Below are 21,618 nucleotides of genomic sequence, written 5' to 3' on the forward strand. Positions count from 1 at the left end.
CCTTGTTGCGCCAGGCGAAACGCCCACCTGGATCGTTCTCTCGGCGCGGGCCGATACTTCGGCCCACGGTCACCCGCCGCAGCTTTCTGACCGCCACGGGCGCTGCCGCAGCGCTCGCGATGTCCGGCAACCTCCCCGATCTCGTCGATGCAGCAGGAATATCGCATCGCACCGACAAAAGGCCGCTCTTCACCCTCGGCGTCGCCTCGGGCGATCCGCTGCCGGACGCCGTGGTGATCTGGACCCGGCTCGCACCCGGTCCGCTCGAACCGTTCGGCGGTATGGACGACCGCACGGTCGACGTCGAGTGGGAGGTCGCCGAGGACGCGACGTTCCGCAGAGTGGTACGTCGCGGCACGGCGCACGCCCGTGCGGAGTACGCCCACACGGTGCACGTCGACGTACGTGGGCTGCGTCCGTGGCGGCACTACTTCTACCGTTTCCGCGCCGCCGGTCAGATCAGCCCGGTCGGTCGTACGCGGACCGCACCCGCGCCGTCCGACGAGCCGGCCGTGACGATGGCGGTCGCGTCCTGCCAGGCCTTCTACGACGGGTTCTACACCGCCTACCAAGACGTCGTACGCCGGGAGCACGATGTCGTGCTGTTCCTCGGTGACTACATCTACGAGGTCGGTGTCGGCCCGACGGCCGGCGTCCGGAACCAGGCTGTGCCGGTCGACTTCGCCGGCGAGATCTTCACGCTCGACGAGTACCGGGCCCGGTACGCGCTGCACAAGACCGACCCGGACCTGCAGGCCGCGCACGCGGCGGCGCCGTGGATCGTCACGCTCGACGACCACGAGGTCGAGGGCAACTGGGCCGGGTACGTGTCCGAGGACGGCATTCCGCACGACGACTTCCTGGTACGCCGGGCCAACGGGTTCCGCGCGTACTGGGAACACATGCCGCTGCGTCTCGACCAGTCCCCCGACGGCCCGTCGATCCGCTTGCATCGCCATCTCCGGTACGGCCGAACCGCCGACCTGAGCGTCCTGGACACGCGGCAGTTCCGCGACGACCAGACGAGTACCGGCGGTTGGCTGCCGCCGGACGAAGTGTCGATCGACCCGGCGCGCACGATCACCGGCGACGCCCAGGAACGCTGGCTCCTGGACACGCTCGGACGCTCGACGAGCCGTTGGAACGTCGTCGCTCAACAGGTCGCGATGGCCCAGCTCGACCGCAAGACCGGTCCTGAGCTCGAGCTGCCGATGGACACCTGGAACGGGTACGCCGCATCCCGCGACCGCGTCCTCTCCAGCGTTCGCGACCAGGACGTGCGCAACTTCGTCGTACTGACCGGAGACCTGCACCGAAGTGTCGCCTCCGACCTGCGAGTGAACTTCGCGGACCCGTCCACTCCGGCGATCGGGACCGAGTTCGTGACCACGTCGATCTCGTCCGGCAAGGACGGAGTCGACGCCGACGCGACCGGACGCGCGCTGCTCGCCGAGAACCCGCACGTCAAGTACCAGAACGTCCAGCGCGGCTACCTCAGCTGCCGCCTCGACCGCACTCAGTGGACGTCCGAGTTCCGCATCGTCGACCGCGTCGTCACACCCGGCGGTACGGCGTCGACCCGCGCCACCCTGGTCGTCGAGGACGGCCGCCCCGGAACCCACCTCGCCTGAACGGACCCGACCATGCTCCGACGCTTCACCCTCGTCGCCGTCCCACTGACACTTCTCGTTCCCGCCGTTGCCGTTGCTACTGGCAACAACCACCTCGAGATCAGTGCCACGCCCCAACCGGTCGAGGTCGTCCCACTGCCGTGCTTCCCGGCCGGCAGACTCACCCTCGGCATGACCAACACCGGCCGCAAACCCACGATCGCGGACATGCGCGTGTCCGGGGACGCCGCACTCACGCTGTCCCGGCACCAGTTCTCCAGCTACCTGCCGGTCGACCAACTGGTGAAGGCCCCGCTCGAGATCACCGTCCCGCGCGGCACCGCGCCCGCGACCCACACCGTCGACCTGACCGTCGGCAAGGAGAGCCTGCACGTTCCGGTAGTGATCAAGCCCGTCCCGGCCCGCGACGACGTCCTGCTCGGCGAGCAGGCCGTGGCGTCGTCCACCAACGGCAACATGCGGCTGTGCGGCGGCGTCGACGGCAACGCCGACTCCGCGCAGTGGGGCGCCAGCGGCTGGCACGACAACACCAAGGGCGTCTTCCCCGACACGTACGGCGTCGACTTCGTCCAACCCACGACGATCGGCCGGGTCGTACTGCAGACCCTCGACTCGACCACCTATCCCGCGGCGGTGATGGGCATCCGCGACTTCGACCTCCAGGTCCGCACCGGCACCGGCCCGTGGACAACTATCCAAGAGGTCCGCGCCAACACCACAGGACGCGTCACGATCACCTTCGAGCCCCGAGCTGTCGAGGCCGTCCAGCTCGTCATCCACGACTCCAACGACCACGGCTACTCCCGCATCGTCGAACTCGAGGCTTACAGCAACTGACATTCAGACCAGAGCGTCCAAAGCGGCCGAACGCCGGGCCCACCGCTCGGCATCGGCCGCCCGGATGTCCTTCACGACCGAGGCCATCACCAGACCGGGCTGCACCAGGTCGGTCTTGCTCGCCTCCGCGATCTCGCCCGCCCAGTCCGCCGGTACGCCGTCCTGTCCGCTCAACGCGCCGGTGATCGCGCCGGCCATCGACGCGATCGAGTCCGCGTCGCGGCCGTAGTTCGTGCCGCCCAGCACGGCCCGCCGTACATCTCCCTCGGAGACCAGCACGAAGCCGAGCGCGACCGGGAGTTCCTCGATCGCCTTGGTACGGCTCGGGCGGCGGGCGTCCATCGACAGCTCGCGGTAGTTCGGGCCGACCGTGTCGTACGGCTCGATCGCCTTGCGCAGCACGGGAATCGCCTGTTCCCAATCAGTCAGTCCGTCGGCTGCTCCTGCCACTGCCTCGACGGCCCTCCGAGTGCCGTCCTTGGCCAGCAGCAGTGCCGCTTCGACCGCTGACGAAGCCGTTGCCCCAGGCACCATCGCGGCGGCGACGGCGGCCGCGAACACCGCGGCCGCCTCCCGCCCGTAACTCGACTGGTGCGCACCGGCGACGTCGAGCGCCTCGGCGTACGCACCCTCGGGGTCGCCCGCGTTGGCGATCCCGACCGGCGCCATGTACATCGCCGCACCGCAGTTGACGATGTTGCCGACGCCGGCCTCGCGCGGATCGACGTGCCCGTAGTGCAGACGGGCGACCAGCCACTTCTCGGCCAGGAACACCCGCTGCAGCAGCAGCGCGTCCGCCTCGAGCTCGGGGATCCAGCGGGTCCCGTCGATCATCTTCGGCACCAGCGACTCGGCGACCGCGTAGGCGTCCAGGTGCGACCGGCGTTCGTCGTACACCTCGACCAGCGCGTGCGTCATCAAGGTGTCGTCGGTGATGTGCCCGTCGCCCTTGTGGTACGGCGCGATCGGGCGAGCCGTCCGCCAGTCGTCGTACCACGGACCGACGATGCCGGTCACCCAGCCGCCGTGCCGCTCCCGGATCGCCTCCGGGGTCCAGCCCTCGACGGCTCCACCGATCGCGTCACCGACCGCGGAGCCGACGAGCGCGCCGACCGCCTTCGCTTCCAAAGTGGTGCTGGTCTTGTCCTGCATCAGTTGTTGACCTGACCCCATCCGTCGCTCAGTTTCTTGCCCAGCGCCGCGGCGTCGGTCTTGTTCGCCAGGTACTGCTGGAACGCCGGCGTCGCGATCTGGTCCTTCCACTGCGGGTAGTTCTCCACGCTCTGGAACGGCGCCTTGGTGAGCTCGGCGCCGCTGGCCAGGATCTGCTGCCAGCCGTTCTTGCCGCCGGTCGCCTTCAGGACCGCGTCCCGGGCCGCCTGGGTGGTCGGGATCAGCCAGTCGCCCTGACCGACCGCGGCCAGGTTCTCGGCCTTCATGTAGTAGTCGATGAACTTGGCCGACTGCTCGATGTGCTTGCCCTCGGCCGGCACGGACAGCGTCTGCGGGTTCGCGGCCTGCTTGGTGCTGGTGCCCTTCAGCGGCGGCAGCACCTCCCACTGGAACGTCTTCGGCGCCTCCTGGAGGATCTGCTGCGCGACGTAGTTGCCGGCCACAACCATCCCGTACTTGCCGGCGTAGAACCCGGGCAGTACGTCGGTGCCGCTCAGGGTCAGCGAGGTCGGATCGATCGACTTGTCGTCGTAGGCCATCGCGTGGATCCGCTTCGGCACCTCGAGCTCGGCGTCGCCGATGGTCGCCTTGGCGTCCTTGCCCGAGCCGTCGAAGAACTTCGCGTCGAAGTTCGCACCGAGGTTCAGCATCGTCGCGGTCGGGCTCTTCAGGCCCCAGCCGAGACCGTACTTGCCACCCGCGGTGAGCTTCTTCGCGTCGGCGGCCAGGTCGTCCCAGCTCAGCGAGTCACCGGTCGCCGTGATCCCGGCCGACTTGAGCGCGGCCGAGTTCGCGAACACGACGTACGACTGCAGCAGGGTCGGGGCGGCGTACACCTTGCCGTCTTTGGAGACCGTGTCCCAGACGCCCTGCGAGACGGCGTCCTTGGTCTCCTGACTCAGGTACGGCGAGAGGTCCGCGAGGTAACCCTGGTTGATGAAACCGGTGATATCGGCGGACTCGTCGTGGATGATGTCCGGCGCGGTCCCGCCCTGGAACTGGGTGACCAACTGGTCGTGCACCGAGTCCCAGCTGCCCTGGACGTACTCGACCTGGATGTTCGGGTTGGCGGCGTTCCAGTCCGCGACGATCTTCTTGGTCGCGGCGACGGTCGTCTTCTGGAAAGCGAGGCTCTGGAACTTGAGCGTCACCTTCTCGTTCGACGAGCCCGAACCGCCGTCGTCGCTGTTGCCACCGCACGCGGCGAGCGTCACCAGCGCTCCCGCCGCGAGCAACGCGGTCAATACCTTCTTCATTACCTCTCCTAACCTTTGACTGCGCCGCTCAGCAGGCCGGAGGTCAACCGGCGCTGCAGGAAGGCGAAGAACACGAGACTGGGGACGGTGGCCAGCACGGAGGCGGCAGCGAGCGGGCCGAACTGAACCTGGCCCTCGGCCCCGACGAAGCGGGCGAGCACCAGCGGCAGCGTTTTGAGTTGTGGGTCCTGCAGCAGAACCAGGGCGAAGAAGAACTCGTTCCACGCCGAGATGAAGGTGAACATCGCGGTCGCGATCAGCCCCGGCCGAAGCAGCGGCATCACGATCGAGACGATCGTCCGGATCCGGCCGGCGCCGTCGACGGAGGCTGCTTCCTCCAGTTCGCGCGGCACCGCGGCGACGTACCCCTGCAGCATCCACAGAGCGAACGGGAGCGACCAGACCATGTAGACGATCACGACGCCGGGGATCGTGTTCGTCAGGTGCAGCGGACGCAGGATCATGAACAGCGGGATCACGATCAGGATCACCGGGAACACCTGGCTGACCAGGATCCAGCCGTTCGTCAGCGGCCGCAGGCGGCTGCGGAAACGGGCCAGCGCGTACGACACCGGCAGCGCGACGATCAGCACCAGGATCGTGCTGTAGATCGAGATCTGCAGGCTGTTGCTGAGGCCGCGGACCAGGCCCTGTTCGTTGAGCGCGTCGGTGTAGTTGGACAGGTCGAAGTGCTTCGGCAGCAGGCTCGGCGTGATGCTGGCGAACTCCTGCGGCGACTTCAGCGAACTGGAGATCAGCCAGAGCAGCGGGAAGCCGAGGAAGACCAGGTAGCAGATCACCGCGATGTACTGCAGGGCGCGGACCCCGGAACGAGTTCTCATGCTTCGCTCCTCAGCCGGTTCCGCAGATAGAAGAACAGGAACCCGATGATGATGACCACCATCACGTCACCCATCGCCGCGGCCATCCCGAAGTTGCCGTAGCGGAACGCCTCGTTGTAGGCGAACAGCATCGGCAGCATCGTCTTGCCGCCCGGGCCGCCGGCGGTCAGGACGTAGACCAGGCCGAACGAGTTGAAGTTCCAGATCATGTCCAGGCTGGTGATCGCGACGATCACGGTCCGCAGCTGCGGGAGCGTGATGTTCCAGAACTGGCTCCAGGTGCTCGCGCCGTCGACCGCGGCCGCCTCGTAGAGGGTGCGGTCGATGCCCTGCAGGCCGGCCAGCAGGGTGATGGTCGTCATCGGCATGCCGACCCAGATCCCCACCACGATCACGGCCGGCAGCGCCGTACTGAAGTCGCCGAGGAAGTTGATCGGATGGTCGGTGAGGTTCAGCTTCTGCAGGACCTCGTTCACCGGGCCGTTGGTCGGGTGCAGCAGCAGGCGCCACATGATCGCGACGACGACCGGGGGCATCGCCCACGGGATCAGCGCGAGGGTGCGCGCGACGCCGCGGAACCTGAGGTTCGCGTTCAGCAGCAGCGCGAGACCGAGGGCGGCGACGAACTGCAGGATCGTCACCGACAGGGTCCAGATCACGCCGATCCGGAACGAGTCCCAGAACAGGTGGTTCTGCACGAGTTTGCCGAAGTTGTCGAAGCCGACGAAGTTGGTCTCGACGTGCAGCCCGGCGCGGGCATCGGTGAAGCCGAGCGCGATCCCGCGGATCAGCGGGTAGACGCTCAGGATCAGCACCGGCAGCAGCGCGGGCAGGAAGAGCAGGATCGCCTCGCGATTGGCCTTCGGCTTCCCGCCCTTGTTCTTCACCGGCGCCGGCGCCGTCAAGGTTGCCGTCACGGGGTGGACCTCCTGATGCTGAGCGACGGCTGTACGACGATCCGTCGCGGGGCCCGTTCGTTGTCCTCGATCCTTGCCAACAGCAACTCGGCGGCCCGGCGTCCCCGCTCGGCGGACCCCAGGTTCACGCTCGTCAACGGCGGAAAGCTCTGCTCGGCCAGTTCGCTGTCGTCCATCCCGACCACCGCCACATCCCGTGGCACTTCAAGCCCCGCAGCAGCCAACTCGTGCATCAACCCGACCGCGAGCAGATCGTTCGCGCAGATGAGGGCATCGAACACTCCACCGGCGGCCAGCAGGTCGGGAGCGGCGGCACGTCCTGCGGCGAAGGTGAAGTCTGTTGCTTCGGCGACAGCGGCGGGCTGGAGCTCGTGGGCTTTCAGGGCTTCGGTGAAGCCCTTGGAGCGGGCGGCTCCTGGGACCGTGTCGGCCGGGCCGTTCAGGAACGCGATGCGTCGGCGGCCCTTCGCGACAAGGTGGTCGACGGCGAGCAGCATGCCCTTGGGCGAGTTGGCCCGGACGGTGTCGACGCCCGCTTTGGCGGGGACGTTACCGGCGACCACCACCGGCACCTCGCACTCGCGGATCGACTTGACCAGGTCCTCGTCGACGCGGATCGGGCTGATCAGCAAGCCGTCGGCGTACCCGCGCGCCATCCCCCGAACCAGCGCGACCTCGTCCACCACGTCCGGCCCGGTCGTCGTCACCACCAGCCGGTACCCGGCCGCGGAGACGACCTCCTCGACCGCCCGCATCATCGTCACGTACACCGGGTTGCCGACGTCCGCGACCGCCAGCGTGAGCTGGAACGTCCGCCCGACCTTCAGCGACCGCGCCCGCGAGTCCGGCACGTAGCCGAGCGCGTCGACCGCCCGCTGGACCCGCTCGATCATCTCTTCGGTGGCCGGCAGCCCGTTCAGCACGCGCGACACCGACGCCACCGAGACCCCGGCCGCCCGGGCCACCCCAGCGATCGTCGGACGACTCACGCCGACCTCCTGTAATCGTTCTTGTAATCGTTTACAAGCCCGACATTAAACCGCCACACAAACACCGTCAACACCGCGTACCGCCCAACCCCCCGCCGCAACCGCACCGTGACCCGCGCCCAACCCGACTTTGTGCACCCACCGACCGTTTTCGGAGCCTCGAAATGGTCGGTGGGTGCACAAAGTGCGGCGTTGTCTACGCGCGGTAGAGGAGCCAGGCATCGGCCATGCGTTGGGACTGGCCGGGGGTGAACTCGGTGTAGCAGGAGTCGTACGAGTAGTCCATGTAGTTGTGGATCGGGTCGAGCCCGGGCGCCGTGCAGGTGTCCTTGCCGGCCGGGCATCCCGACGTCGCAGTCTTCTCCTTCGGGGTGTCGTCGACGAAGTCACCCTTCGCGTTGCACCCGCCGAAGAACGTGTGCTCGAGGTTCAGCCAGTGACCGACCTCGTGGGTCGTCGTCTCCCCCTGGTCGTAGCGGTTGGCGTACGTGGTCGACGTACCCAGGAAGGATTCCCAGTCGATGACGGCACCGTCGAGGTATGCCTGACCGGGCTTGGTCACGATGTCCGGCAGGTACGCCCAGCCGAGGTAGTCGCCGGCCGTGGTCGAGTACAGGTTCAGATCGCCGGCCCCACCGGTGTGCAGCGCCAGCTTCATGCTGTGCTCGTCCGTGCCGCCCGGGTTCGCGTAGAACCAGGCCGCGTTGTCGGTCCGGGTCACTCCCGCCAACCTGAAGCGGAACCCGGTGTTCGCGCCACCTTCGCCACCTGCGTAGGTGGTGTTCAGTACGTCGATCTGGGTCTGGATCTGCGCCGTCGTGAGCGCGCCGATCGCACCGTCCGTGACCACGTGGAAGTAGACCGGAACCGTTGCCCTGAACCCCGGTTTCGCCTTGCCCTTCGCCGCCGCCGGCAGATCCTGCGCGACCTGGCCGAGGGCCGGTTCACGCGGCCCACCTCGCGCCTGGACGACGCTGTCCTCCGAGACGCACGCCTCACTCTCGGGCGGACCCGAGGCCTGACTCTGCGTTCCCGTCAGTCCGGCACCCAGCATCGCCGCCACCGCGGCTGTCCGTACTGCCCTGCTCCATCTCATCACTGCCCCCTGCTGACTCGCGGGCCCCCAGGCAATTCGACTTTAGGCAGCGGGTGGGCGGCGCGGAAGGGTTACTCGTCGTCCTCGTCGGCTCCCGGGCGTTCGGCCCAGGGGGTTTCCTTGGCGGGGCGGACGACGATGAGTTTGTCGCCGGCGGCCAGCACCGAGACGTTCGAGTCGTAGTAGCGGTGCACCTTGCCGTCGCGGACCACCGACACGACCCGGTCGGGTACGGCCGACGGCGGCTTGCCGACCTCGCGGCCGAGGACCGGGCGCTCGGCGACCTCGAGACCTTCGCCGTAGGTGAGCAGGTCCTCCATCACCTCGCCGAGGTTCGGACTCACCGAGGTCAGGCCGAGCAGCCGGCCGACCGCCTCGGACGAGGTGACCACCGCATCAGCGCCGCTCTGCCGCAGCAGCGGCACGTTGTCCTCCTCGCGGACCGCGACGACGACATGCGCGTTCGGGTTCAGTTGCCGCACCGCCAGCGTCACCAGGACCGCCGAGTCGTCCCGGTCGGTCGTCACGATCACCTCGCGCGCGGTCATCACCTCGGCACGACGCAGTACCGTCCGGTTCGTCGCGTCGCCGTGGAACGCGGCCATCTGATCGTTGCCCGCGTCACCGATCGCCGTGGCGCGCGGGTCGATCACCACGATCTGGTCGCGCTTCACCCCGTTGCTGATCAGGGTCTGCACGGCGGCGCGGCCCTTGGTGCCGTAGCCGACGACGATGGTGTGGTCCTTCATCCGTTTCCTCCAGCGCGTATCGCGCATGATCCGGCGACCCTCGTTGGCCAGCACTTCCAGTGTCGTACCAACCAGAACCACCAGGAACGCGATCCGCAGCGGAGTGACGATGAAGGCGTTCACCAGCCGGGCGAAGGGCGTCACCGGCGTGATGTCGCCGTACCCGGTCGTGGTGAGCGTAACGGTTGCGTAGTAGATGCTGTCGATCAGATCGACGCGGCCGTCATAACTGTCCTTGTACCCGTCACGGTCGACCACCACGATCAGCACCATCAGGGTCAGCAGCCCCAGCGCGACCAGAAATCGGCTGAAGAGCTGAAAGAGCGGCGAGCGTGTGCTCGCGGGCAGGTTGACCAGCAGACCGTGCGGATTGCGACCGGTGGGAAGGGGTGGCACGGTTCAGACGATATTCCACCGGCGGCCGATCCACCGCATGCGACAGGCTCCGGTCGGTCAGTGCGACACTCACCATCAGACTGTCGCCGTCCCGAACCACCCTGGACCGCATCCGCAGCCGCTCGAGCGTGCGGAGCATCGCGTGGTTCTCCGGCTGCACCATGCAGACCACCCGGTCGGCGCCGAGTGCACGGGCCTCCCCCACGACCTGGCGCAGCAGCCGCAGGCCAAGACCCTGTCCCTGCCAGCCGTCCTCGACCAGTACGGCGACCTCCATCGTCGTACTGCCCAGCTCCTCCCACGGCGCGGCCGTCGCCATCCCGATCACGGCGTCGTCGACGCACGCGACGACCGACACGCCACCGGCCGGCGCGGACAGGTGCCGCGCGGTGCGGGAGGTGAGCTTCGGCATCGGCACGTGGTACCGCCGAGTGCGGCTCTCGTACGAACAGCGCTCGTGCATCGTGACGACGGCGTCGGCGTCCTCGACGGTCGCGGTCCGCAGCTCGGGTACGCCGCCGCTACCGGGCCGCGGGCCCTCCGGCGTGTCGAGCCGCTCGGCCAGCCGGCCGGCGATCTCGACCAGCACGTCCGCACGGGCCCATTCGGCCGGCGTGTACTCGTCGAACCCCTGCAGGTTGCCCAGCTCGTCGTCGACCGACACCGGGTCGTCGATCAGCCGCAGTACGGCGCGCAGGTACCGCGTCGGCGCGTCATTGAGTACGTCGGCCTGGCACGGGCGGACCGTCGTACGGCCGCAGCCGGCCTCCGCGACCAACGCGGTCAGGTCCTCGGCGGTCCAGCCGACGCCGGTCGAGACGACCAGCTCGTCGACCGCGCCGGTCTCGGAGGCGAAGACCTCCAGGTGAAGGATGTTGATGTCGTCCGCACCACACCGTGCAGCGAGTTCGGCCAGGGCACCGGGCCGGTCGGCGAGTTCGGTCCTGATCTTCCAGAGCATGCGGACGCCCTCCCTCGTGGAAACGTCTTTCCACTGTGCGTCCCGCCTGTTGCCCGGCCGGGTCCGGAATGTTACGCCCGCGTCAACGTTTCCGGTGGACCTTGGGCAGGATTTTCTGCTTGCGCGCCGCCAGGACGACAGCCGACTCGCGCCTGTCGAGGTCCGCGTGCCGCAGCAGCTCGGGATAGCTGCTCTGCGGTACGGCGGGGTACGTCGTCACGATCGCGTCGCCGGAGAACACGAAGAAGATCGCCTGACCATCCTTGATCACCTTCAGCAAGGAGCCCTCGCGCACGGTGAGAGCGTGCTCGACCGCCTTCCGGCGCGCGGACCGCTTCGCCCACGCGGCCTGGACCGCCTGCTGCGCGGGCTCCCGGCCGTGCCGGACCGCCTCGACGACGAGCGGCCCGTACCGCACGCCGTACTTCACCAAGTTCTTCGCCAGCTTGCCGCTCGGTTTCCCCGCAGTCGCCATGACTTGAGCCTACTGACCCGATGGTCGGACCACGGGTCAGCTGACAGCCCCTGCGAGGTCGGTGAGCTCGCGGTCGAAGCGTGCCTGGTCCTCACTGAAGGGCATGTGGCCGACGCCGTCGTACCAGGACGGCCGAGCGGTCCTGCAGACGTCGAGGACATGCTCGGACATCGAGGGCAGCACGATCGTGTCGGACCGGCCGTGCGTCACCAGGACAGGCAGCGACATCCGGGCCAGTACGTCGTCACTGTCGATCTCGCGGGAGATCAACGCGCCTCTGACCGCGGGTGGAACAACCATGTTCCACGCCAGCGCCGCGCTCCAGTCGTCCGGCGAGAGTGGCTCGGCGGTGCAGACGTCGAGGAAACGCCGGATGGCAGCGATGTTCGTGGCCAGGTCCGGCTGGCTCGCCTCCGGTGCGTTCGCGAGGAAGTCGGGGCCGATGTGGTCGAAGGTCGGCGGCTTCATCATCACTGCGGCACCGACGAGGTTGACCGCGCCGACCCGGTCCTCGCCGTACGCCCGGATGTAGTCGGAGACGATGAACCCGCCGTACGACCAGGCGACCAGCACGGGCCGGTCGAGGCCCAGCTGGTCGATGACCGCGGCCAGGTCGTCCGCCCACATCTGCGAGTCGCGATAGCTGTCCGGGTCCAACGGCTTCTCGGACATCCCGTGGCCCCGGTTGTCGAACGCGACCAGACGAAAGTCCTCGGCGAGCGGGCCTTCGAGCTGATGCGCCCAGCAGACGTGACTGGCGGACCAGCCGTGAAGGAAGAGAATCGGGCGCCCTCGCCGGTTGCCCCACTCCGCGGCGTGCAGCCGCACGCCTCCCCCACCAACGACGTCGTACGTCTGTGTCGGCTCGGCCAGAACCGCCGATGCCGTGTCGTTCGTGACCATCTGACTCATCGAATGCCTCCCTCGGACGGCCCGGGAGCCCGGGCGCTGGTCCTGTACCTGCGAAGGTAGGTAGCGGCAGGAGTCGCCGGCATCGGAGCCAGCACGCATCAGCGGGACGACCGCTTGGCGGGCTACACGCAGATCAGGTACGTCGTGCCTCGGAGAACCGGGCCGCCGCGGCGGCGCGGCCGGCTTTGCCTGAGACGCGCAGCTTGACGTAGGTGTTCGTCAGATGACGCTCCACCGTACGGACGCTGAGGCTGAGCCGCTCCGCGATCGCCTCATTGGTCAGACCCGCCGCGACGAGCTCCAGGACCTCCAACTCGCGCCGGCTGAGTTCCTCGACGCCCGGCCGAGCGGTGGTTGGCTTCGTCCCCAGGAAGTCGCGAAGCTCCGCGACGAAGGTCGGCCACGCGAGGTCGTCCGACAGCAGGATGTGGTTCGCCGACTCCAGCTCGACCCATCGCGCGTCGGGGAGCAAGGTGGCGAGCAGCCGACCTTCACCAATCGGTACGACGTGGTCTCTCGTCGGGTGCACGACCAGCGTTCTCGTCCGCACCTGCGCCGCCGCGTCGACCACATTGATGCCGCCACGCGCGTTGTAGATCCGGACAGCGGTCGCTGCCGACGTGCAGTTCCGTTGCAGCTCGTCGTACCAACCCATCTGTTCGGCTGTGCCGGCCGGGAGGAACAGCATGCTGAACAGATGGCGGAAGGTGGGATCGGGATCGGTCCAGCCGGCCGAGATCGCGGCGACCAGCGCGTCCTGGAACCGGCGCTCGCTCTCACCCCGTAGGGCCCGGCCGCGCGCGTAGCCGCCGTACAGGACGAGGTGCGTGAGCCGTTCGGGGTGACGGGCCGCGTACGTCACCGCGACCGGCGCACCGGTCGAGACGCCGAGCAGCGCGAACCGGTCGAGGCTCGCAGCGTCGACCACCGCCTCGAGGTCGGCCACCCAGGCATCGAGCGAGATGTCGTCGACGTCGCGATCCGAGAGCCCGCAGCCGCGTTCGTCGTACCGGATGAGGGTGTGACCGTCCCCGAGCGCGTCGAGCCAGTGCCGCCAGACCGGGCTCTCCCAGTCGGACTCCAGGTTCGTCATCCAGGTCGCGACTCGGACGATGGGCGGGCCGGCCCCGTGCACGGCGTACGCCAGTTTCACCGCATCCGGCGCCGTGCAGTAGCCGACCCTCTGCCTCACCAATTGATCGTAACGAGCTGCGTTGCCGGTCGACAGGCTTCCAGATGTACGGGACGGTCCTCCGGAGCGGGTCGGCATGCGGAGGTTCGTGCGGTCAGGCACCATGGAGGCCGTGAGCACCCCGAATCCGCGCCGGCCGATCCTGCCCGGTAACAAGCTGTTCGAGTCGTTGCCCGGTGCCGCCGATCCGGCCACCGTGACCGAGGCCGCGCACCGGACCGCCGAGCTGCTGGTCCGCGGGGTGCGCAAGTCCGAGGACGCCGAGGTGCACGCCCGGGTGGTGAAACTCGCCGACGAGTACGGGCTCGACGAGCTCGCTGAACTGTGGTCGGACTCCCCCGCCGATTCGCTCCCGGGAGCGCTCTGGCGGCTGTACGTCCTGCGGTCCTGGGTGCACACGAACGCCGAGGCGGTGTCCCGCGAGTTCGCCACCGGGCGCAAGTACGCCGAGGTGCACGCGGTCGTCGCAGGCGTCGCCGAACCGCCCGGTCCGGCCGAGGTGCGGGACATGGTCGACGCCGTACTGCGGGGTGTCGCGACCGGTGATTTCGCGACGACCCTGGACCGGGCGGCCGCGTTCGCGCGGATCGTGGCGACCGGACGGGCGCACCTCGCCGACGACGGCCACGATCAGGTGCTGTCCGCGTCGAAACTGGTCGAGACCGCTGATCAGCTGCAGACCGCGGCACGCACCGAACGCGCCGGAAACCTGTGGTAGTTGCGCCCGGCGCCAACCGGTGTTATAGCGTCTCGCGGCCTGGAATCCCCACAGGACAAGGGGTTTGAGCACCCGCTACACTGTTCGAGGTGTCGGGCCGGTGCAAGCCCCGGGTCCCAAATTAAGCCGCTACGAGCGGCCACGCGCCGTGAGGCGCTTCCCGGTCCGGCACCCCTTGACTCCCCACCCCGCCGACCGCTGCATCTGAGCAGCTCAGGGTCCGGCCCGGGATAACCCCCTATCGATCCGGCCCGAAGACGAGCAGACTCGGTGGAAGTTGTAGTCCGGTCTGCTGGGGGGCCGCTGATCAGCCAGGGAGGGCGATCGGCAATGGAGGGGACAGTCTCAGTTGTGCACGCGAAAGGTGTCGTGCGCGTGTACGGCGAAGGTGACACCGCGGTCCGTGCGTTGCACGGAGTGGACGTGGAGATCGAATCCGGGCAGCTGACGGCGGTGATGGGGCCGTCGGGGTCGGGGAAATCGACACTGATGCACATCCTGGCCGGTCTGGACCGGCCGACGTCGGGCTCGGTCACGATCGACGGGATCGAGATCACGACGCTGGGCGACGACGCGCTCACGAAGCTCCGTCGTCAGCACATCGGCTTCATCTTCCAGTTCTTCAACCTGCTGCCGATGCTCAGCGCGCGGGACAACATCCTGCTGCCGCTGACCATCGCCGGTGCGAAGGCGGATCCGGAGTTCTTCGGCAACCTGGTCGAGCGGGTCGGTCTCGCCGATCGTCTCGAGCACCGGCCGGCCGAACTGTCCGGCGGTCAGCAGCAGCGGGTCGCGATCGCGCGGGCACTGGTGTCGCGGCCGACCGTGGTGTTCGCCGACGAACCCACCGGCAACCTCGACTCCCGGACCAGCGGCGAGATCCTCGACCTGATGCGGTCCTCGGTCGAGACGTACGGGCAGACGACGGTGATGGTGACGCACGACGCCAAGGCGGCCGCGATGGCCGACCGGGTGCTGTACCTGGCCGACGGTGAGATCGTGAAGGAGACCGGGCGGTCCAGCCAGCACGAGATCCTGCAGATCATCGACACGCTGGACCTGCAGTGATCAAGTTCGCGCTGCAAGGACTGCTCGCTCGCAAGCTACGGACGGCGCTGACCGCGATCGGCATCGTCCTCGGCGTCTCGCTGATCTCCGGCACCTACGTCCTGACCGACTCGATCTCCAGTGCGTTCGACTCGATCTTCAGCCAGAACTACAAGAACACCGACGCCGCGATCACCGGGAAGTCCGCGTTCGACTTGTCCGAGGACGGAACCCAGACGGCGCCGCCGTTCGAGGCCGACCTGCTGCAGAAGGTCCGCGATCTTCCGGAGGTCGGCGCCGCCGGCGGAGCCGTGAATGGCGAGGCGCAACTGATCGGTAAGGACGGCAAGGCGATCGTCTTCGGCGGCGCACCGAACCTCGGTTTCAGCGTCGATCCGTCGCTGCCGCAGTTCAATTCGCTCAGTCTGGTCAAGGGCGACTGGCCCGGGGCCGGCGAGGTGGTCATCGACACGAAAACCGCCGCGGAGAAGGGATTCCAGGACGGCGACACGATCGGCGTCCAGGCCCGCGGCGCGGTGGAGCCGATGCGGATCTCCGGGCTGGTCAGCTTCGGGGCGGTCTCGTCCATCGGCGGCGCGACCCTGGCCGGCTTCGACGTCGGTACGGCGCAGCGGCTGTTCGACAAGACCGGGAAACTGGACCAGATCCTGATCGCCGCCAAGAAGGGTGTCGACCGGCCGGAGTTGCTCGCGGCGGTCCAGAAGATCCTGCCGCCCGCGACGCAGGTCCGCAGTGCGGAGGACCAGGCCGCCGAGGACGCCGCCGGGACGAGCGAGTTCCTGAGCTTCCTGCAGACGTTCCTGCTGGTGTTCGGCGGGATCGCGTTGTTCGTCGGCTCGTTCGTGATCGCCAACTCGCTGTCGATCACGATCGCCCAGCGCACCCGCGAGTTCGCGACACTGCGGACCCTCGGCGCCGCGCGCAAGCAGATCCTCGGCACGGTCGTCCTCGAGGCGCTGGTGACCGGCATCGTCTCGGCCGTCGCCGGGTTGTTCCTCGGGCTCGCGATCGCGACCGGGCTGTTCAAGTTGTTCGACGCGATCGGCTTCACCTTGCCGAACAACGGCCTGGTGTTCCGGACGCGGACCATTGTCGTCGCGCTCGTGGTCGGCGTGGTCGTGACCGTGCTGGCGAGTCTGCGGCCGGCCATGCGAGCCACGCGCGTACCGCCGATCGCCGCCGTCCGAGAGGGCGCAGCCCTGCCGCCGGGGCGGTTCCACAAGTATCGGTCGGCGGGTGCCGTGGTGGTGGCCGTGGTGGGCATCGGCACGATCCTCGCCGGGCTGTTCGTCGACGGTCTGGCGACCAGGACGCTGCTGATCCTGCTCGGCCTCGGCGTCCTGCTGCTGTTCGTCGGCATCGCGTCGTTCTCCGCGCGACTCGTCCGGCCGATGGCCGCCGTGTCGGATCCGGTGGCGCGCTGGTCGGTCGTCGTCCTGACGGCGATCGCCTGGCCGTTCTTCCTGTTCCCGTTGTGGCTGATCCGCCGGCTGTTCGGGCGGCATGCCGAGTTCCCCGGCGTACTCCCCGATGGCCCCGCGGTCACGCTCGGTGGGCAGAACAGCCGGCGCGACCCACGCCGTACGGCGTCGACCGCCGCGGCCCTGATGATCGGGCTCGCTCTGGTCACGCTCGTCGCGACCCTCGGCGCCGGGATCATCAAGCCGTTCGAGGACGCGGTCGACAAGATCTCCAGCTCCGACTACGCGCTCACCGCGCAGAACAACTTCAGCCCGCTGCCGCCGACGGTGGCCGCCGCGGCGGCGAAGGTGCCGTCGGTGACGGAGCTGACCAGTGTCCGCGCCGGGCAGGCCAAGGCCTTCGACAAGACGATCTCGGTCACCGCGATCGACGAGACGGCGCCCAAACTGCTCCGGTTCGACTGGCGCTCCGGATCCCAGGCCTCGCTGTCCGAACTGGCGGCGGACGGCGCGATCGTCGACTCCGGCTATGCGGACGAGCACTCGCTCGTCCTGGGTTCGACCTTCCAGATGCAGACGGTGACCGGGAAGCTGCTGCAGCTCACGGTGCGCGGCATCTTCAAGCCGCCGGCGGGTGGGTCGCCGTTCGGCAACGTGACGATCTCGACCAGCACTTTCGACTCCACGACCACCCAGCCGCAGAACATCTACAGCTTCCTGAACATCGAAGGCGGAGTGACTCCGGCGAACACCGCCGCGCTGAACGCCGCCCTGGCCTCGTTCCCGAACGCCAAGGCCGTGACCATCGAGCAGTTCAAGGACAACCAGACCGACGGCATCAGGAGCTTGCTGAACGTGCTCTACGTGTTGCTGGCGCTGTCTGTCCTGGTGAGCCTGTTCGGCATCGTGAACACCCTGGTCCTGACCGTCTTCGAGCGGACCCGCGAGCTCGGCATGCTGCGCGCGATCGGCCTGACCCGCGGGCAGGTGAAGCGGATGATCCGCCAGGAGTCCGTGATGACAGCGCTGATCGGCGCGGTGATCGGGATCGTCCTCGGCCTGGTTCTCGCGTCATTGCTGGCCGCGCGGCTGGACGAGATCAGCTTCACCGTTCCGGCCGGGCAACTGATCGCCTTCGCCGTCGTCTCGGTCGTCGTCGGCATCGTCGCCGCGATCTGGCCGGCCCGGCGCGCGGCGAAGCTCGACCCGCTCCAGGCGCTGCAGTACGAGTAAGTATGAGTAGTTGTACGCACGATCCCTAACCCCTGCCGCTGTTAGCTTCGCTGGCTGTGAAGCTAATCGCCGCCCTAGCGCTCATCGTGGTCCTGGCCGGGTGTTCGACGGTTGACTCGAAGGACATCCGGACCAGTGGGATCACCGCCAACTACGTCGTCACGCTGCCCGAAACGGCTGATGCGGCGCGTGTGAGTGCGTCGTACCGGGTCGGCACGCTGACCTTCGTCGAGCTCGGCGACGGCGAGTCGGTCACGTCGTCCGGCGGCGGCAAGGACGTCAAGCTCAAGCATCACCGCTCCGCCGGGGTCACCGACTACGACGGTCAGCTGGACGGCGTGGTGGACGCGGGGACCGAGATCACGTTCGACCTGACCCGCGGCAAGGACGACGACTCCGCGCCGCGGTCCACCGTGAAGCTGCCCGAACGCGTGCGGCTCACCGTTCCCCTGGCCGGTACGACGTACTCGCGTCGGGCCGCGATCCCGGTCCGCTTCGACACCCAGCCGTCCGAGCAGCCGTCCATCCTCAGCTGGGCCGGCGAATGTATCCAGACCGGCAGCCTGGAGCTGGAGCCCGGCCGTACGTCGGTCAGCATCCCCACCGGCTCGCTCCGGCCGGTCACCGGAACGCCGACGCCCGGCGTCAAGCCGGCCACGACCTGTCCGGTCGACGTCACGCTGACCCGGCGTACCGCAGGCACGCTGGACGAAGCCTTCAAAGACGGGAACATCACAGCGGAGAGTCAATCCGTACGGCGGATCACCTCCGCACCGTAGCCGTCTGGTAACCGGTGGTCCGCTTGGTGGCTACCTTTGCGAGGACGTGGGTATGCCTGTGCACGACAGCCTCGGGCTGTGTCCGCCCACAAACCCCTCCGGAAGGAACCCCCTCATGCGCCGCCTTCCCCGCGCACTCCTCCCGTGCGCGCTGATCGCCGGACTGCTGCTTCCGGCCGCCCCGGCCGCCGCCACGCGCGGTGACTTCGACATCCAGGCCCACCGCGGTGGTCTCGGCCTGACCGTGGAGAGCACGATCGCGTCGTTCTCACACGGTCTCCAGCTCGGCGTCAGCACGCTGGAGCTCGACGTCCAGGTCACCCAGGACGGGTACGCCGTGGTGACCCATGACCGCAAGGTCACGGGCAGCAAGTGCCGTGACACCGCGCCGTACACGCCGGGCGACCCGGAGTACCCGTACGTCGGCAAGTTCATCAACACGCTCTCGCTGAACCAGGTGAAGCAGCTCGACTGCGGCTCGCAGACGCTGCCGAACTTCCCCGGTCAGCAGCCCGACCCCGGTGCCCGGATGCCCGAGCTGCGGGACGTGTTCGCGCTCGTGCACCGTTTCCACGCGTACGGCGTGAAGCTGAACGTGGAGACCAAGGTCGAGGCCGGTGCGCCGTCGGAGACCGCGCCGCGCGAGCAGTTCGTCCAGGTGGTCGCGCAGGAGGTCCGCAAGGCGAACATCGCCCGGCAGGTGACGATCCAGAGCTTCGACTGGGGTTCGCTGATGCGGATGCGCCAGGTGATGCCGCAGCTGCCACTGGTCGCGCTGACGAACTACGACTTCCTGCAGGTCGGCCAGCCGGGCAAGTCGCCGTGGCTCGGCGGAATCGACATCGACGACTTCGGCGGTGACCTGGTCAAGGCGACCAAGTCATTCGGCGCGTCCGCGATCTCACCGGTGCACGGTTTCCCGCAGGACGGGAAGGTCACCGATCCGACGTACAAGCCGTATGTCACGGCCGAGATGGTGAAGTCGGCGCACCAGGCCGGGATGAAGGTGATCCCGTGGACCGTCGACGACCCGGCGACGATGCAGTCGCTGATCGACAAGGGCGTCGACGGGATCATCAGCGACTACCCGGACCGGGTGCGGGACGTCGCCCGGGCGAACCACTTCAAGCTCCCGAAGTCGTACGACGCTCCAGCCGTCCGGGCGCTGCCGTCGGCCCACGCGCACAACGACTACGACCACCGGCGGCCGCTGCAGGACGCGCTGGACCGTGGGTTCAACAGCGTCGAGGCGGACGTGTGGCTGATCGACGGTGAGCTCCGGGTCGCGCACGACCTGGAGGACGCGAAGCCCGGCCGCACGCTGGAGAGCCTGTACCTGAAGCCGCTGGCGGATCGGGTCCGCGAGAACCACGGTCAGGTGTACAAGCGCGGTGGCGGATTCCAGTTGCTGATCGACATCAAGAGCGACGGACCGTCGACGTACGCCGCGGTCGACAAGGCGCTGGCGAAGTACCGCGGGATCAGCACGATCTTCGTCGACGGACGGGTGCTCACGGGCGCCGTCACTTCGGTCATCAGCGGCAACCGCCCGCTCGACGACATGAAGGCGCAGAAGCTCCGCTACGCCGGGTACGACGGACGCCTCGCCGACCTGCAGACCGGGATGCCGGCGTCCTTGATGCCGCTCGTCAGCGACAACTGGACGAACGTGTTCACCTGGCAGGGCGTCGGCCCGATGCCCGAGAACGAGAAGACCAAGCTGCACGACATCGTGGTCGCCGCGCACCACGCCGGCTACAAGGTCCGCTTCTGGGCCACCCCCGACGTACCGGGCACCGCCCGCGAGGCCCTGTGGCGCGAACTCGTCGCCGCCAACGTCGACTACATCAACACCGACGATCTGCACGGCTTGGAGGACTTCCTCCGGGGCTAAGGCTTGATCTCCGTGAGGGTGACTACGTCGTCGCCCTCACGGAATGCCTTCCGCTGTTTGATCGCACCGTTGCCCTCGCGCAGCGACCGTTCGACGCCGTCGCGCACCAGCTCTACGGCGTCGAGCATCTGCAATGCCGGATCGACGTACCGCAGGAGCTGCCCGATCGCCTCGGCCATCGGCATCGCCTCCGCGGTCAGGACGTCGAGGCCCCGCGCGGTGAGCCCGTCCCGGGCAGCCAACCAGTAGGCGGCCCGGAGTACCTCAGGCTCCAGTGTCGGGCCTCGTCCGCCGTCCTCCAGCGCGGTAAGCACGATGGCGCGGATCAGTGTCGCGATCAGGACCGTTTCGTCCACCGTCAGCGGGATATCGCTGACCCGCACCTCTACCGTCGGCAGGTGCGACGACGGCCGGATGTCCCAGTAGACCATTCGCTCGTCGATCAACGTGCCGGCCGCCAGATGCATGGCCACCAGCGCGTCGTAGTGCTCGACCGACTCCAGGTACGGCGGCGGGCCGGCGCTCGGCCACCGCGTCGTCATCAGCCAACGCCAACTCGCAAATCCGGTGTCCTGGTCGAGGTAGATCGGTGAGTTGGCACTGAGAGCGAGCAGCACCGGCAACCACGGACGCAGATAGTTGCTGACCTTGGTGGCAGTCTCCCTGTCCGGCACACCCACGTGGACGTGACAACCGCACACGCCTTGCTCTCGCGCCAGTAGGCCCCACTCACGGGCCAGCTCCTGGTACCGCGGCTTCCTCGTGATCGACTGCGCGGCGCGTCCGTGCGGAGGCACTGCGATGGCCAGCAACCGGGCGCCTTCCCCTGCGGCGGCGGAGGCCAGCTGGGAGCGCATCCGGAGCAGGTGGCCGCGGAGCTCGTCCGCCGTCGTACAGACCGGCGTGTTGATCTCCACCATCGCTCTGGTCAGTTCGAGCGCGACGTCCAGCTCTCCGGCCTCCGCGACCACAGCTTTGCTGCGTGGCAGGGGATCACCGGTGGCGGACACGAGGAGTAGCTCTTCTTCTACTCCGACGGACGGAAGCCTCACCCTGGACCGGTACCCGCTCGCTAACGG

19 protein-coding genes are annotated in these 21,618 nt (G+C 68.2%); 7 read left to right on the forward strand and 12 right to left on the reverse strand.

Going from position 1 to position 21,618, the window contains the following annotated elements; translation table 11 throughout:
• Window positions 1-5: 5 nt before the first annotated feature.
• Window positions 6-1,631: an alkaline phosphatase D family protein gene (locus E0H45_RS22005; protein ID WP_238155138.1), complete on the forward strand. Its 1,626-nt coding sequence runs from the start codon at window positions 6-8 to the stop codon at window positions 1,629-1,631.
• Window positions 1,632-1,643: 12 nt separating this feature from the next.
• Window positions 1,644-2,468: a discoidin domain-containing protein gene (locus tag E0H45_RS22010; RefSeq protein WP_131340080.1), complete on the forward strand. Its 825-nt coding sequence runs from the start codon at window positions 1,644-1,646 to the stop codon at window positions 2,466-2,468.
• 3 nt (window positions 2,469-2,471) lie between these two features.
• On the opposite strand, the gene E0H45_RS22015 is transcribed toward E0H45_RS22010, so the two are convergent.
• From E0H45_RS22015 to E0H45_RS22065, 11 genes are all read right to left on the reverse strand, one after another.
• Window positions 2,472-3,620 (reverse strand): ADP-ribosylglycohydrolase family protein, encoded by a 1,149-nt coding sequence (locus tag E0H45_RS22015; protein ID WP_131340082.1) that lies wholly within the window; start codon window positions 3,618-3,620, stop codon window positions 2,472-2,474.
• Complete coding sequence (locus tag E0H45_RS22020) at window positions 3,620-4,897, reverse strand: ABC transporter substrate-binding protein (RefSeq protein ID WP_131340084.1); 1,278 nt, start codon at window positions 4,895-4,897, stop codon at window positions 3,620-3,622. Before E0H45_RS22020 ends, E0H45_RS22015 begins: the two co-directional genes overlap by 1 nt.
• 8 nt (window positions 4,898-4,905) lie before the next feature.
• Window positions 4,906-5,739, reverse strand: coding sequence for a carbohydrate ABC transporter permease (locus E0H45_RS22025; RefSeq protein WP_131340086.1), 834 nt, complete (start codon window positions 5,737-5,739; stop codon window positions 4,906-4,908).
• Window positions 5,736-6,656: a carbohydrate ABC transporter permease gene (locus E0H45_RS22030; protein ID WP_131340088.1), complete on the reverse strand. Its 921-nt coding sequence runs from the start codon at window positions 6,654-6,656 to the stop codon at window positions 5,736-5,738. The genes E0H45_RS22025 and E0H45_RS22030 overlap by 4 nt, the downstream gene beginning before the upstream one ends.
• Window positions 6,653-7,645, reverse strand: a complete 993-nt coding sequence (locus tag E0H45_RS22035) for a LacI family DNA-binding transcriptional regulator (RefSeq protein WP_131340090.1) — start codon at window positions 7,643-7,645, stop codon at window positions 6,653-6,655. Before E0H45_RS22035 ends, E0H45_RS22030 begins: the two co-directional genes overlap by 4 nt.
• Window positions 7,646-7,841: 196 nt before the next feature.
• Window positions 7,842-8,741, reverse strand: coding sequence for a zinc metalloprotease (locus E0H45_RS22040; protein ID WP_131340092.1), 900 nt, complete (start codon window positions 8,739-8,741; stop codon window positions 7,842-7,844).
• Window positions 8,742-8,812: 71 nt separating this feature from the next.
• Window positions 8,813-9,763, reverse strand: a complete 951-nt coding sequence (locus E0H45_RS22045) for a potassium channel family protein (protein WP_131340698.1) — start codon at window positions 9,761-9,763, stop codon at window positions 8,813-8,815.
• Window positions 9,735-10,847, reverse strand: coding sequence for a GNAT family N-acetyltransferase (locus E0H45_RS22050; protein WP_131340094.1), 1,113 nt, complete (start codon window positions 10,845-10,847; stop codon window positions 9,735-9,737). The genes E0H45_RS22045 and E0H45_RS22050 overlap by 29 nt, the downstream gene beginning before the upstream one ends.
• 82 nt (window positions 10,848-10,929) lie before the next feature.
• Entirely contained in the window at window positions 10,930-11,322 is a 393-nt protein-coding gene (locus E0H45_RS22055) for a hypothetical protein (protein WP_238155139.1), read from the reverse strand.
• Window positions 11,323-11,358: 36 nt separating this feature from the next.
• Window positions 11,359-12,234 carry an alpha/beta fold hydrolase gene (locus E0H45_RS22060; RefSeq protein WP_202872435.1) on the reverse strand — a complete coding sequence of 292 codons (876 nt, stop codon included), beginning with the start codon at window positions 12,232-12,234 and terminating at the stop codon, window positions 11,359-11,361.
• 133 nt (window positions 12,235-12,367) lie between these two features.
• Window positions 12,368-13,426 carry an alpha/beta fold hydrolase gene (locus E0H45_RS22065; RefSeq protein WP_131340096.1) on the reverse strand — a complete coding sequence of 353 codons (1,059 nt, stop codon included), beginning with the start codon at window positions 13,424-13,426 and terminating at the stop codon, window positions 12,368-12,370.
• Between the two features lie 103 nt (window positions 13,427-13,529).
• Between E0H45_RS22065 and E0H45_RS22070 the strand changes: the two genes are divergently transcribed.
• The 5 genes from E0H45_RS22070 (at window position 13,530) to E0H45_RS22090 (ending at window position 20,539) form a co-directional block, all read left to right on the forward strand.
• Window positions 13,530-14,144, forward strand: a complete 615-nt coding sequence (locus tag E0H45_RS22070; RefSeq protein WP_238155185.1) for a hypothetical protein — start codon at window positions 13,530-13,532, stop codon at window positions 14,142-14,144.
• A gap of 351 nt (window positions 14,145-14,495) precedes the next feature.
• Window positions 14,496-15,212, forward strand: a complete 717-nt coding sequence (locus E0H45_RS22075) for an ABC transporter ATP-binding protein (protein WP_420323337.1) — start codon at window positions 14,496-14,498, stop codon at window positions 15,210-15,212.
• Window positions 15,209-17,866 carry an ABC transporter permease gene (locus E0H45_RS22080; RefSeq protein ID WP_131340102.1) on the forward strand — a complete coding sequence of 886 codons (2,658 nt, stop codon included), beginning with the start codon at window positions 15,209-15,211 and terminating at the stop codon, window positions 17,864-17,866. The genes E0H45_RS22075 and E0H45_RS22080 overlap by 4 nt, the downstream gene beginning before the upstream one ends.
• Before the next feature lie 56 nt (window positions 17,867-17,922).
• Window positions 17,923-18,645: a hypothetical protein gene (locus tag E0H45_RS22085; protein WP_131340104.1), complete on the forward strand. Its 723-nt coding sequence runs from the start codon at window positions 17,923-17,925 to the stop codon at window positions 18,643-18,645.
• Between the two features lie 115 nt (window positions 18,646-18,760).
• Window positions 18,761-20,539, forward strand: a complete 1,779-nt coding sequence (locus tag E0H45_RS22090; protein WP_131340106.1) for a glycerophosphodiester phosphodiesterase family protein — start codon at window positions 18,761-18,763, stop codon at window positions 20,537-20,539.
• On the opposite strand, the gene E0H45_RS22095 is transcribed toward E0H45_RS22090, so the two are convergent.
• The gene (locus E0H45_RS22095; protein ID WP_131340108.1) at window positions 20,536-21,591 is read right to left on the reverse strand and encodes a carboxylate-amine ligase; all 1,056 of its coding nucleotides are present in this window, start codon (window positions 21,589-21,591) and stop codon (window positions 20,536-20,538) included. The two genes, E0H45_RS22090 and E0H45_RS22095, sit on opposite strands and share 4 nt — an antisense overlap.
• Window positions 21,592-21,618 lie beyond the last annotated feature (27 nt).

Source organism: Kribbella soli, assembly GCF_004331345.1.
GTDB classification, from domain to species: Bacteria; Actinomycetota; Actinomycetes; order Propionibacteriales; family Kribbellaceae; genus Kribbella; species Kribbella soli.

What these genes read in the sequence shown, in the direction of transcription:
- E0H45_RS22010 (WP_131340080.1), top strand. Translation starts at nt 1,644, where the DNA reads ATGCTCCGACGCTTCACCCTCGTCGCCGTCCCACTGACACTTCTCGTT.
- E0H45_RS22015 (WP_131340082.1), bottom strand. Translation starts at nt 3,620, where the DNA reads ATGCAGGACAAGACCAGCACCACTTTGGAAGCGAAGGCGGTCGGCGCG.
- E0H45_RS22020 (WP_131340084.1), bottom strand. Translation starts at nt 4,897, where the DNA reads ATGAAGAAGGTATTGACCGCGTTGCTCGCGGCGGGAGCGCTGGTGACG.
- E0H45_RS22025 (WP_131340086.1), bottom strand. Translation starts at nt 5,739, where the DNA reads ATGAGAACTCGTTCCGGGGTCCGCGCCCTGCAGTACATCGCGGTGATC.
- E0H45_RS22040 (WP_131340092.1), bottom strand. Translation starts at nt 8,741, where the DNA reads ATGAGATGGAGCAGGGCAGTACGGACAGCCGCGGTGGCGGCGATGCTG.
- E0H45_RS22045 (WP_131340698.1), bottom strand. Translation starts at nt 9,763, where the DNA reads ATGGTGCTGATCGTGGTGGTCGACCGTGACGGGTACAAGGACAGTTAT.
- E0H45_RS22050 (WP_131340094.1), bottom strand. Translation starts at nt 10,847, where the DNA reads ATGCTCTGGAAGATCAGGACCGAACTCGCCGACCGGCCCGGTGCCCTG.
- E0H45_RS22055 (WP_238155139.1), bottom strand. Translation starts at nt 11,322, where the DNA reads ATGGCGACTGCGGGGAAACCGAGCGGCAAGCTGGCGAAGAACTTGGTG.
- E0H45_RS22060 (WP_202872435.1), bottom strand. Translation starts at nt 12,234, where the DNA reads ATGAGTCAGATGGTCACGAACGACACGGCATCGGCGGTTCTGGCCGAG.
- E0H45_RS22070 (WP_238155185.1), top strand. Translation starts at nt 13,530, where the DNA reads ATGGAGGCCGTGAGCACCCCGAATCCGCGCCGGCCGATCCTGCCCGGT.
- E0H45_RS22090 (WP_131340106.1), top strand. Translation starts at nt 18,761, where the DNA reads ATGCGCCGCCTTCCCCGCGCACTCCTCCCGTGCGCGCTGATCGCCGGA.